10 protein-coding genes are annotated in these 13,336 nt (G+C 51.0%); all 10 read left to right on the top strand.

Annotated features, from left to right (window positions below; translation table 11 throughout):
• The first annotated feature begins 2 nt into the window (after window positions 1-2).
• The 10 genes from MKX64_RS04765 to MKX64_RS04720 all read left to right on the top strand — a co-directional run bounded on the left by MKX64_RS04765 (window position 3) and on the right by MKX64_RS04720 (window position 13,318).
• A complete protein-coding gene (locus MKX64_RS04765; RefSeq protein WP_341035442.1) occupies window positions 3-725 on the top strand; it encodes a hypothetical protein in 723 nt (240 codons plus the stop codon).
• Between the two features lie 774 nt (window positions 726-1,499).
• A complete protein-coding gene (locus MKX64_RS04760) occupies window positions 1,500-3,368 on the top strand; it encodes a pilus assembly protein CpaF (RefSeq protein WP_445670828.1) in 1,869 nt (622 codons plus the stop codon).
• Window positions 3,358-5,421: a hypothetical protein gene (locus tag MKX64_RS04755; RefSeq protein ID WP_341035440.1), complete on the top strand. Its 2,064-nt coding sequence runs from the start codon at window positions 3,358-3,360 to the stop codon at window positions 5,419-5,421. The genes MKX64_RS04760 and MKX64_RS04755 overlap by 11 nt, the downstream gene beginning before the upstream one ends.
• A gap of 72 nt (window positions 5,422-5,493) precedes the next feature.
• Entirely contained in the window at window positions 5,494-5,973 is a 480-nt protein-coding gene (locus MKX64_RS04750) for a hypothetical protein (RefSeq protein ID WP_054819771.1), read from the top strand.
• Between the two features lie 103 nt (window positions 5,974-6,076).
• Entirely contained in the window at window positions 6,077-6,436 is a 360-nt protein-coding gene (locus tag MKX64_RS04745; RefSeq protein WP_341035439.1) for a hypothetical protein, read from the top strand.
• 10 nt (window positions 6,437-6,446) lie between these two features.
• Entirely contained in the window at window positions 6,447-6,995 is a 549-nt protein-coding gene (locus MKX64_RS04740; RefSeq protein WP_055109602.1) for a hypothetical protein, read from the top strand.
• Window positions 6,982-7,959 carry a hypothetical protein gene (locus MKX64_RS04735; protein WP_341035438.1) on the top strand — a complete coding sequence of 326 codons (978 nt, stop codon included), beginning with the start codon at window positions 6,982-6,984 and terminating at the stop codon, window positions 7,957-7,959. The genes MKX64_RS04740 and MKX64_RS04735 overlap by 14 nt, the downstream gene beginning before the upstream one ends.
• An 80-nt stretch (window positions 7,960-8,039) precedes the next feature.
• A complete protein-coding gene (locus MKX64_RS04730; protein WP_341035437.1) occupies window positions 8,040-8,660 on the top strand; it encodes a hypothetical protein in 621 nt (206 codons plus the stop codon).
• 35 nt (window positions 8,661-8,695) lie between these two features.
• Window positions 8,696-9,802: a copper amine oxidase N-terminal domain-containing protein gene (locus MKX64_RS04725; protein WP_341035436.1), complete on the top strand. Its 1,107-nt coding sequence runs from the start codon at window positions 8,696-8,698 to the stop codon at window positions 9,800-9,802.
• Window positions 9,803-9,805: 3 nt separating this feature from the next.
• Window positions 9,806-13,318: a DUF5704 domain-containing protein gene (locus tag MKX64_RS04720; protein ID WP_341035435.1), complete on the top strand. Its 3,513-nt coding sequence runs from the start codon at window positions 9,806-9,808 to the stop codon at window positions 13,316-13,318.
• The last annotated feature ends 18 nt before the right edge of the window (window positions 13,319-13,336 follow it).

Raw genomic sequence — 13,336 nt, 5'->3', positions numbered from 1 at the left:
CCATGAAAAACATTGTGTTTTTAGGAGCGCCGGATAAAAGCCATGTGCTGTTATTGCTTGGCAAACTCCTGGCCGCAATGGATTACAAGGTGCTGATGGTGGACTCCACTCTCGCACAAACGACACAGGGATATTTGCCGCAGGAAGAATTACGCGCCCCGCTCTACGAGTTTGAAGGTGTGGACGTGGCCTGTGGGTTTATCTTGTATTCGCAGATGGAACGATACTTGTATCAGAAAGCAAATGGCATGGATTACGATGTGATGCTGCTGGACACCGACCATACCGAAATGGTCAAAGGGCGGGAGTTACCCCATTACGACAAGCGGATCTGGTGCAGCAATTTCAACCGATTGACCATGCAGCGAAATGTCGAATTGATGCAGCGGTTATGCTTGCATGAAGCACAGAATCAACCGGTATCGTTTTACAAGATGATGCTATCCGTTGTTCCTCTGACCATCTCCGAAGCGTATCTCGATTCCGCCTTTGCTCAGCAGACCATTCGCTGGGAGGAAGCGGTTTTTCGTTTTCCGCTGGATGAGCGTGATGTATCCGCCGAGCTGGAAAACCAGCATCATGGCCGCATCGATGTGAAGGGACTATCGGGAACGTACCGCCGCACGATATGGGAGATGGCACAACAGTTGTTTGATTGGGACGACAAAACCGTTCGCAGGGCATGGAAGCGACTTCGCCAAGAACGCGCTGCCTTCCGTCGCTAATCAAGCTGATCAAAATGATTGAGAAAAGGAGGGGACACGGTGACGGGACATACAATCGTGTTTTGGAGTCCGGTATCGGGAACCGGGACAACGAGCAATCTGGCAGCGACTGCCTCGGTCATGGGACTGGAGTATTCGGCACATATGTTGCTGCTGGGTCATTGTGAAAGTCACGATATCGCCTTGAAGCAATGCTTTTATCAAACGCATGCCTCTCGGGAGATGGACATGGATGTCTCAGTCAATATGGGGGTAGATGCGTTATTGCGACTGCTGCAAAACCGAAAATTGCAACCCAACATGATTCGGGATTACACGCTGCCTTTGTTAAAGGACAGGCTCGACTTGCTGCCGGGTTCAAGCAAGCCGGATGATCGTTTTATTGACATGGCCACGCCTTGGATGGAATCGCTGCTAAGCATGGCGAAACGGATGTATGATCTTGTGTTTGTGGATGGCGGCAGCGGAAATTCATCGGAATGGACCAACAGTTTACTGCGGCTGGCGGATGTGCTGGTGGTGTGCCTCCCGCAAAATCGGTTGGCTGTCCATCGTTTTTTTCGGATGGATGAACTTCAAGCGATGCTCGCAACTAAAAAGCATGTGCTCGTATTCGGAAAATATGATCGGTACTCATCTTTGACCCATAAAAATTTGTTGCGTCCTTATGGACGGCGTTTACAAACATGTTCGGTCAGTTACAATACACGGTGGTTGGATGATGGACAAAACGGGCATGCACAATGCCTTTTTCGGCGGGAAGGAGACCCCGATATGATGGGCGTGTTACATGGTCTGTTAATCGGAGGCATTGTCTTAATTGGCGTATTGTTCCTGTATTTGCGCATGAGCCGAACCTTGCCGGAACGCCAGCAGGAAGCGCCGGTGTACACGTTGAAGGCGATGGAAGAATACGTCAAAGGAGCACTGCATGACGTGATAAGCGCCAATCTGACGGATTACGGTCTATCAGAAGAAGAGTATCGGCGACGGAAAAACAAGCGGGCCGAGATGAAAAAAGCGCTGCGCGGATGCACGTCTGGTGATCTGCGTGACAAAATGTATGTCAAGCAATATATAACCGATTTGCTTGCACAGCACTATACGTTGGATCATGAACATCTGAACCGGTTGATCCCGTTTGATCGCCCTGAATCGTTGTCGCATCAGGATCGGTTTGACATCTTGCTTCATGTATACAAAAAACGTCACGGCTATCATGCGCTTAGTGAACTCATACGCCGCTATGATCTGGATCGGCCCAAGCCGAATGCCCATGAAGAACAGGAGCTGTCTTACCGTATTACGTCTGAGGAGATCGGCGAGATTTATGAACAAGAGGACGTCCAGCTATCGGATGAGGATAAACTTCAAATCGTGGTGCAGCGCATTTACCAGCACTACAAAGGCTTTAGTGTCGTGGACGAACTGCGCGATATGCGCATTGACGGCGTGTCCGGCGGAGTGTCCGGTTTGCCGCCTTCCGTATGGGAAGAAACATGGGATTGGGACGGGGATGTTCAACTCGGTGAGGTGCCGCGGGCGCATGATAGTGTGTGGGTTTTTTATGAGGGGAAATCCATCCACCTTAGTTTCCTCTCCTTTGGATCGGAACTGGAACTGCGGCGTGTATGCCAAAACATCTACAAGCATAATTTTCCCGGCCAGTTGTCCGAAACGACCGGATACAAGGTGAATGAAATGGCCGACGGTTCTCGTGTCGTGGTGCTGCGCCCCCGATTTGCCGAGTCGTGGGCTTTTTTTGTGCGCAAATTTGATGTGCAAAATGCCACTTTAGAACAGCTGATTCGCGATGAACATGCGGAACTGCCGATTGCTCTGATTCGCTATCTTGTGATGGGAGAGCGCATTACGGCGATAACTGGTGCACAGGGCAGCGGGAAAACGACGCTGCTTATGGCCATGGTGCGTCATATATCCGCCTTGCTCCCGATTCGCGTTCAAGAGATGAGCTTTGAACTGCAACTGCGCAAAATTTATCCGAATCGTAATATTCTCAGCCTTCGGGAAACGGAAACGATCTCCGGTCAGGCCGGGCTGGATATACAGAAAAAAACGGACGGCTCGGTCAACATTTTGGGTGAGGTGGCGACCGACCCGGTAGCGGCCTGGATGATCCAAATGGCGCAAGTGGCTTCACTTTTTACGTTGTTTACCCACCACGCCAAAACGTTTCGCGATTTGGTGTTGTCCTTGCGCAATTCATTGCTCAAAACCGGCGTGTTTACCAATGAACAGGTGGCAGAACAGCAAGTGGTCAGCGTCATCAACTTCGATATTCATTTAAAACGGGATGCGGACGGTCGCCGCTATATCGAGCGCATCACGGAATGCGTACCGCTTGCACAGGAAATGCCTTACCGGACAGACTTTCGCGAGAAAAAGACGCTCGATGAGAAGATGGATGCGTTTATGGAGACGGTGACGGACTACTTCCATCGCTCCACGGATCGGAAACTGTATGAAGCGCGAAATGTCATTGAATATCGGGACGGCCGTTATGTTGCGGTTCATCCGTTGTCCGAACAAAGCCGCAAAGATATTACAGAGCGGCTTGCCGGTCCGGACCAGGCAGCTTTCGAGGCGTTTTTGTGTAATTGGGGGGATGGCGATGAATCTTGAGTGGCTTTCCCTGCTGCTTGGCGGAGCGACGCTGTTGTTTCTTGCAGCGGTCATAGCGTTTCAATTTTTGTCTCGCTATGGGGAAGCCGGGGCAGCACGAAAGTATGAAGCCTTGCGCCAACCGGCCAAAACGAGCAACAAGCAGGCATTGCACAACGGCATGCAGCAACTCTATACCCTCTGCTCTCGTGCACCGCTCTTGCGTACCTACTTATACTTCATTCGTCGTCGTTTGGTCATTCTCCACCTGGGCGATGAGTGGAAACTGCGTCTGGAGACGATGCGGACGGCGCTTTGGCTCTGGGGCATGTTGCTTGCTGCGGCTGTGCCGATCACGCTTTGGGTGCGCGATGTATTTACACTTGTCATGCTGATGATTGGCGGTTGGGTTTGCCACGGCATGTTAACAGACGTATTCGTACAACGGTTGGAAATGCGATTGTTGCGTCAGCTACGCCAGTTTTTCGGGGATGTCCGTCATCATTACCACCGACACGGAATGGTAGAAGAAGCGATTTACGAAGCGACGGATGAAGCGCCGTATGAAATGACTTTGCACGGCCAGGAAATCGTTGAAGTGTTGACCGACAGCCACGCGGAAGAACGACTGGAACAATACTTGGAAACGGCTCCGAACCGTTATTTGAAAGGTTTGGCCGGATTGTCGTATCTGGTGAAGGAATACGGAGACAAACAAACGGATAGCGGATCATTGTATTTGAAGGCATTGGGAAAATTGGCCGGTGAATTAAACTTTGAACTGCTGCGCCGAGAACGCCTTGGATTTTTGCTGCATGGGCTGTCTGTTATTGCCCTGCTTCCGCTCTTGTTTACCCGTCCGATTGAAGCATGGGCCAGCTATTATTTTTCGGCGATGGACGCCTTTTACAGCAGCGTAATGGGTTGGAGCATAAAGCTCGGCTTGATGGTGGTCGTTTGGCTCTCCTATGTTCTGCTTCGTCATATTCAGAACTTGGAGACCTCACCGAAAATCACCAGCCGAAAGAGATGGGAAAAATGGGTGCACGGCCGGGGCTGGATGCGTTGGCTTGTTCACCGTTTGGGTCCTGCTCCTGGCTCAACGGAAGCGGAACGGATGGTGAAGCTGCTGAAAGAAACGGCTTCTCCTTTGCGGTTGGAATGGTTTTATGTCCAGCGAATCGTGGCGGGAAGCATGGCTTTTCTTGCAGCAATGGGACTATTCATAGCTTTGCATTATGCGGATCGGCATCAAGTGCTGTACGCGCCGGTGTATGCTGATACGCTGTTTGGTCAAGCGACGCCTGAGGAGCAGGAAAAAGCGCTGGAAGCAGCCGTGCTGGATCGGAGAATCATCGAACAAGTAAAGGGGGTGAGGCCTACAGAGGAGTCGCTCTTGGAGCTGTTGCGAAAGGAGACCGGAGGAGAACGTTCGGATGAAGCGCTTCGCGCGGATGCACAGCGCATTATAGGCAAGTTGGAGAAACTCGACAGGCAATACGTCAAATGGTGGCAAGCGCTATTGACCGTTTTGGCGGGCTGGGTCGGCTACTGGGCGCCGGTCGGCATTCGCCTGTTCCAGCGCAAGATGCGGCAAATGGAAATGAAGCATGAAGTGGATCAATTGCAGGCGGTCATTGCGATGCTGGCCGATATGGACCGCATGTCGGTAGAGCATTTGCTAATTTGGATGGAGCAGTTCGCCCGCGTGTTCGAAGAGCCGCTGCAAACATGCCTGCTCCATTTTGATCAAGGCGCTGAACAGGCGCTGGCGCAGCTCAAGGAGGATGCGCCTTTTAAGCCATTCGTGCGCATGGTGGAAAAGCTGGAACTGGCGGCAAGCACGCTGCCGATTCGAAAAGCGTTCGATGATTTGGAGTCCGAGTACGTGTATGCACAGGAAGAACGCAAGCAGGAGTACGAACGATTGATTGAGCACAAGGCGGGCTGGGGCAGAATGATCGGGTTCGCACCAATGATGGCGCTTATTTTCGGTTATCTGGTCATTCCGCTCATTGTTGTTAGCTTGAACCAAATGTCGGTGTACTACGAGCAATTGCAACGTATTCAATGATTCATCTTTAGTGGTGCTTTCCATGTTGGAAAGGACCGTTTTTTATTTCTACATTTAAAGGAGAGATCGACCATGTCCAATGCACAAAAGGCGCTGGTAATGGCGGCGGGCATTTTCCTCGCAATTGCGCTCATTACCCTCGCCGTCGTGTTGTTTATTTCCGCACAAGATTCAACAAAAGCAGCTCAAAGCAATTTTAGCAATATCCAAACGGAATTATCTCAGACGGCCTTTACGGTGTATGACAACACAACACTTTCGGGCAGCCAAGTCGTCAATGCACTGCGCAAGTTTTCGGATCAGGAGCAGTTTGGCATTCAAATTATCACCGGGAAAAACCCGACCGGACAGTGGTATGGCAAAGTCATCAACATTGGCGTTCCAATGGACAGCATCACGTATGGATCGGTCGTTGGCGATGCGCCTGGACGTCTGGAGCATACCGTCGATGAAGCCAATGTGAACTATGTCAATCCAAGCGGAAAGTTTCAGGCGAAATTGGTGCTGGATCGCAGCAACGTCATTCGCGGGATCGTGTTCCGCCAACAATAAGGCACGAAACCGAAATGAAGCCAAGGGGGGGTCCGTCTAGCTGGCGCCCCCTTTTGCTGAAAGGAGGAAGCCATTGGATTACGCGACTCGAACGATGTTGGAGATGAGTGCATCCTGTCTCCTGTTTTTGATCGCCGTGGTTAGCGGGCTATGGCTGTTTCAAAACGGGACGACGCTTGCCGATTCGGCTTATATCTCCGGTATGACGCAGGACCGGACCATCCGGCAAACGTTGTCTCCCTTGTCCGGTGATGGCAGGATGTCGGGAACCGAAGTGTTTCAGGCCATCGTGCGGTTGGAAGAAGGAGAAGCGGAAATCGTGGTGGATGGCGTCCGATACGCATCACCGGTGAACCGGGAGCAATGGTTTTCAGACAGAATCCAACTCCATGGCCGCTACAGCGTCTCGCACGAACGTGACACGGACGGGCGGCTGTTGCGCCTGGTAGTCGTCACACGTTGAGGAGAATGCCATGAACAGTTATATCAAGGTGTTTGCGATACTGCTTGCCGTACTGCTGCTTTACATCTACCCGATTTACACAGCGTTCCAGCAGCAGGATGATATTTCAGAATTAGTCGTCCTGCGGGCGACAACGGCGTTTGTGGATGCGGTACGTGACAAAGGATATATTTCACCGACCATGTATACCGATTTCAGACAAACTATTGAGGCGACGGGCCTTGATTTCGATGTGCAGATGGAACATGAAAGCAAGAAATATGTGCCGGTATATGACGATCCGACCAGGCCAGAAACGTTCCAGGGTACGTATGAAGTGCATTACGATGCGTTTTACAACGCTCAGATCTTGCCGGTGCTGTTTCCCGGTAGCTCTGCCCCCAGAGACGACCCGTCAAGAAGGTACAAACTGCGGGTGGGCGATACGTTCACCGTCACGGTCAAAAATGTGAGCCGTACGCCCGGCACGGTCTTGTTTGATTTTCTGAACAGCACCGTCAGCCCGAACGATAAAATATTCATTCCTTATGGCGGGGTGGTACGCAATGAAGTGGATTGAATGGGCTGTCGTTGGTGTGCTGATCTTTTTCCCGTTTGCCACAATCAATCAGATTGACGTGGAACTGATGCGTCAAACGATGCTGCTCGAGCTGCGTTATGACGCTGCCTTGGATGCAGCGGTGGATGCGGCGGCACAAGCACTCATCATCAATGCTGATCAGCAGCATGAGTCACGCTACGAGTCGATCAAGCGAGTGGCGGTCAACAGGGAGGAAGCGCTCACAGCGTTTTACCGGACGTTGTACGCCAATTTCGGCATATCCGGCGATCCGGTTGCGCAAGGGGTTTTGAACCGTTACATTCCGGTGATTGTCGTCATTGGATACGACGGGTTTTATGTCTATGCTGAGGATGAATGGACAGATCGTAACGGCCAGACGGTCATGGCACCGGCTTGGGGAACCAAACGGCCCTATGCGTATACCGATTCAAGCGGCAACAGCTATTCCTTTACGTTGGATGAACAAGTGCTGGTGTATGCTGCGGCGACTCGCAGTTGGCATGAGGGTTTTCGCAGGGACATTCAGGCGGAGGCCAACATTCCGTTGTTGAGAGATGCGGCGTTATTTCATGAAGTGCGGCGCAGCACGATCGTGGGCGCAATGCAGGATGAGCTGTCCTATCGGATCAACAAGCATAACGAGGTCGCCCTACGAGATGGTCTTTCCTATACGTTTACACTTCCGTCCATCCCACTAGAGGAATGGCACAACACGATTGCCGATGTAGGCGTTGTGGCTTTTATGCAGGGAATTCCGATGGGACGCAAGGTATATAACAACTACGCACTGGGCGGCAGCCGCGTGATGAAGCAGACGGAGATTGTGGGAGCAATGAAAGGCAATATGAAAGTGTATTACCGCAAAAGCTGTCCGTTCTCCTATCCGATAGAAGAAACGTTCGCAAGCGAAAAAGCGGCGGCGCAACAGGGATATATGCCGCTTTCTTGTTCCTCTTTCTAAGGGTGGACAGTTGTTCTAGCAAAGATTATCCTAGAAGAAAGATGAGAAATAGAAGCTTTCGGAGCAAGGAGGTCAGCATCATGCGATCAGTGCTTGCCAATAGACTGTTAGCGGAGCGAGGATTGTTGTTGCACGACTTTGGCTTTCGTGCCGCTGCGGACGTCTTACAATCAGATGAAAACGGTCATTTCGTTTTTTACCATTATACGCATGAGGAACGGCTGGAAGCGATTTTTGCCCCGAATTCAGGCCTTTATGCTTGGCGGGCGGTTGCTTGTCCGAGCCTTCCCGCCGAATTTGCCAATGCTTTCTTGACAGAGGGATTTTTGTCTCCGCTTCCGGAATGGCTGAGCAACCATCCCTATTTCCAAGATCTTGGCATGCAAATGGTACGCCGAAATGTGGGATCGGTACTTTTGCAAGTTGCGCTGCCTAAAGATTTTCCAGGGCTCTATGTAGCTGATTTTGCGCATGTATTGGAATGCAAGTATGCGGAGCAGTACGGTAGTGGACCACTCGGCTTGGGATACGATTGCAGCAACGGTCAACATCCCACTCAAGGATACGTCAATTCTTATGTGCCACTTGCCTCCTATAAAGGTGGACATGTGGCTCCTGTTGTACAAGTTGTACGGAGGGAATCGGGGATTGCCATTCCGAATCAAAACCTTTCCATTTGCTCAATGCAGCCACTTGCATAGTTCGTGATACCATTTTTTGTGAGGGGTGATTGTTCATGAAAAAAAGAGTATTGGCATTGATGTTCGCCGTCCTGGTTATCAGCTTGTTCGGGGCTACGGCAAGTGCTGCCAGTCTTCCTCCTGCGTTTGTAAGCGTGGTGCTGGACGGCAAGAAAATATGGTTTCCCGATGCCCAAGCTTATGTTGATGAGAACCAGCGGACATTAGTGCCGGTTCGCTTTGTCGCAGAGTCGCTCGGTGCCAAGGTTGGCTGGGAAGCTCAGAGCCAATCGGTGCCGATTGAACGGGACGGCCAGCAGATTCGACTTCAAATCGGTTCAAATATTGCGCTTGTCAATGGACAAGAGGTCGCTTTAGATACGCAAGTGGTAACCAAGGACGGCCGGACGTATGTGCCGTTGCGCTTTGTCAGCGAGGTGCTGGGCGCAGAGGTGGAATGGGACGGCAGTACGTCAACGGTGACAATTCACACGAAGGACATCTCTGAGAGCGACACGGATAAATGGGGGCGCTTGCTCCGCACGACGGATCTTCCGAAAAATGCGGCGGACTATCCCTACATTTTGGCCGATGTTCCCAATGAGATGTACGAGATGGCGTACCCCCACTCCCGTCCTTCAGAAAGCAAAGTGTCTTCCGAACTGTACGCGTCCATCCCCGAATACAACAAGCAGAACGTGGACATCTGGATGGGACACTTAAAAACGTTTGGCGCTTTGTTGTTAAATGTAGATTACCGCACGATTGATGATACGTGGGCGCAGGCCATGTTTGCAACGAAGATGCAAAACTCCAATGCGGAATTGAGATACATTCGTGAATATGTGGATTGGGTGAAAGAAAATCAAATTCATATTATGGGCTACCTGGAACCGGAGCCGTCCATGATTTTTTATGACGGGTTTGGAGCGGATTATATTCGCGTCAAGTTTCGGGTTCAATTCCTCTCGTTTAAACATCATGAACGGTTGATTTATGATAACTGGTTTCCGCAGGAAGCAGATTTTGAGAAGAATGTGTGGTATGAAGGGTACGCCGACATCAAAATGGTCACCAATGTCGGCGGCAATTGGGGAAGCACGTTGAAAGTCTCGCCAACGGCCAGCTTGTTTTTCAACCACACGATTTCAAAGGTGGAATGATCGGTGGACAATAGAAAACTTTATCAACGAGTACTGTGCATGCTGCTGGCATGCACTTTTTTTATGCCGTTTTTCGTCGTTCAACAAGCGGCGGCAGCTCTCCCGCAAGTGATTATCCGTGACGGCAAGATTCAATTCGAAATCACCAGCACGGCGGCGAGCACTTCGATTCGGTATCGGACGGTGGGCTGGGTGGTGACCCGGGAGCAAGTTTGCAGCACAACATCACCCAAACAATGCGCTGACCCACGCAGCAGGCCGCATGCGCTATTTATGAATCAGGAAGTACGACAAATCGGGCAGCATCCCGATCCTCCTATCCCGGGGCAACCGTTGACATCATACTACGAAATCCCCGAAGAAATCGTGACGCAGCGTCTCTGGCAAGCAGGGATGGAGGGCATTCAGAACAATGACGATCTTTACTTTTATGCTGTGATGGTATCGGTCAATGCGGACGGCTCGGTGCGGAAAGGTCCGTTTTATACGTTGTCCGGGATCAAACAAGCGGAAGGCTGGAGATTTCCGGACGATCTGGATGACTACTTTGGTTTGCATATTCCTTACCGCAGTGCGGAATTCCCGGTGGACGTTATCGCTAAAACAGTAAACGGACGGGTGATTGACCGACCGGATGTGACATTTGAAAAAGGAAAGTTCGAGATCGGGGAAACGATCATTCATGAATTTCCGGCGGTGATCGAAGACAATGGAAAAACGTATACCATCGCTCGCTCCTATATATCACCGAAGCAAGACCCGTCACGAAAAACATGGGTGCAGGAAAACCCGGAAACGAACGAAAAAGTGCGCATTCGCAGCTTTACGGTCGCGCTTGGCGGAACGAATCTAATCGCCGAATACTCTGAGAAAAATACGGTGAAGGCGATTTATATGACAGAAGGCGGCCAAGTTCTGAAAGAGGTGGATAAAGGCGAACATGCGACCGGAGATGAAGTGAATCACACGTTTGAAGCCACGCTCACCAAAGACGGGCAGACGTATGAAATCATCCGGTCTTATATCACGAACAACAACAAACCCGACGAGAAATTATTTATTCAGGAAAAAGGAGATAGCAAGTTGCTGGATCGGTCCATCTTTGTCGGTTCTGGAGGCTCCAATTTTATCGGGGTATACAAAGGGGGAAATGGCGATACGGATGACGAAACAGAGCCTGGAGCTGTCAAGGAAAACGAAGTGATGAATCCCGATGCTTCGGCTGTGATCCGGGCGGATACTCGCGGTGCGGAACGCTTCGACGTGCTTCAAGGCATCCCAACATCGGAGAGTCTCTATGTTCAAGCGAATGCCAAAGCATATCTGTACCGAAACAAATTTACGGAAATCAAAGGGACGAAGACGTACCCGATTACCGTTAGTCGAACGTACACGCTGCGCTGGACGGAATACGTTTCCGGTCCCCCGGACAGCGAAGGCAATCCGACCAGAGTGCCTGTTTCACGCTCGGATACGCAAACCGTAACGAAAAGCTATACCGTGGAGCGCAAGTACAGCTACTGGCTCATTGATCGTCTAGAGGTATACGGCTTGCAAAAAGCAGAGGTTTCCAACTACGCGTTACCCAGCGGGCAAGTTACCTTGCAGCCGAACGGCTACGCGCAGCCGAGGGTCTCGGTTTCTCACGACACTTCCCGTGAGGCCCACATCACCGATCCTGTCTATCAAAATGTATCGTTGCCTGGGCAGACAATTCAAGGAGGTTCCAGTCGCCCGTCCGTTCCTAATGAGGATTGGACCAACGAAGCGGAACAGGCTGTCGGAAAAATCAAAGTGAAAAATGACTCACTGATCTTTAACGGGCAAACGATTATGGACAACCGGATCACGGAAGAAACCGCCCCGACCCCAAGGGAGATACCGACTCCGCCCGAGATCGGACAAAAAGTTCTGTATAGCAGCGGTTTGATGATCGATGCCAGCAAACCCAACAAGGCCGATCAACCAAGCTCCGGCACGATCTTCTTTACGCTCATCGAAGGAATTGGGGGCGGCCAGAACCAAAGCTATCCCATTGATGGCATTAATCCGGTGACGGTGCATACGCCGGTCGTCAATCAGGCTTCCGTATCTGACGATCAGGCGCATAATCAAAAAACGCTGCCGACCACAGGGAGAGCCGCGCTTATTCTGGATCGTCCATTTACGGTCATCATCCCAACCAATGGAGCGCATCGGGATATAAAGGGTTACGGCAATCGCGACTATGGCAAGTATATGCGCGACAAGCAAGTATGGTTTCCGTTTGACGTGTACAAAGCGGATCGGAAAACGCTGATCCCGAAAGAAACATGGACGTCGATCCCGGTCGGCCAGATTCAGACAACGTTTTATTTACCTGTTTGGGTGGACGAGGGCAATTATGATGTACTATTCCGAACCATTGCTGAAAATAGTCCACCCTCCTTTACGTCACAAATGAACGCCAATTTAGACTTGACGCACCATGTGGCCACACAGGTTGTGCCGGTTGAAGTGATCGGCCGTGTCTATGATTTCCGCATCACAGACATTGCCGACTTTAATTGGGAGACCGTATTTCGCAGAGAACGAGGAAGTGCAACGCCGACTGGCAACGCTTATTGGGTGGGGACGAAGGGCATCGACGGCGCAGCACGGGGTAATCAGCCTCCTTACGTGTTGCCGATTCGACCGGGGAGCCATCCGGATGCCGGTAAGAAAAACGTGGCTGTCAAAACGGGCTACCATATTAAATTTGAATTGATGAGTATGGGCAATATGTTTGGTTCGGGCGACGGGATCAAGATTACGCCAACCTTCTATTTTGTCGACAGCAAGGGTAAGAACCGGCAAGAGGTGGACTTGTACTATCATTCGGGGAATAAACGGTTTATTCGCATCGGCTCCAGTGCAGATGTGGAGCGACGTCATGTGACGCTGGACACCCGCTTGCGCAATATGTCCCAGCAGGAACTGACGAACACGGCATCTTCCCTTTGGTCGCTGAACGGTGCGTCTGGCAACCAGCAAACGTTTATTCAGCAGTTTTTGAAAGATGCACAACAGCCCGTTTACGTGGGCGGATATGATGTCATGTTGCTCCCGCCACGGCTTCGGACATTTATCGGCAGTATGGAAGTTCCTTCCGGCATCGACGTTTCGCGTGCTCATGCGTCAGTGCAGCGCTGGGTCGGCGAATACAGTCTACCTGCCGCACCGTATGTCGTCCCCAAAGGATTCAACTTGGCCGAGTACGGACGCACCAATCGGCTGGACGATAAGTCGCCTATTTTTTTGCGGGACGGGTACATCATTGTCAATTTCAACATCGAAACGATTCGCAATCAGAATGTGAATCAACCGCATTTGCAGTATATCCACGCGCCGCTCAGCAATCAATGGCGACGGGAAGGGTTTCAGCATCGCTTTGTCGATCCGTATGGAGCCACGTTTAGATTACAGGACGGTGATGTGGTCTTTTATCATGCCAACCTGTCTTCTTATGATGACTTTGGAACAGGAGGTACCCATTAAATTCACCAGCCGGGAGGA

The sequence above is a fragment of the Paenibacillus sp. FSL M8-0334 genome, from assembly GCF_038000405.1.
In the GTDB taxonomy this organism is placed as follows: domain Bacteria; phylum Bacillota; class Bacilli; order Paenibacillales; family Paenibacillaceae; genus Paenibacillus_AQ; species Paenibacillus_AQ campinasensis.
This window is presented reverse-complemented; position numbering and strand designations above follow the sequence as displayed.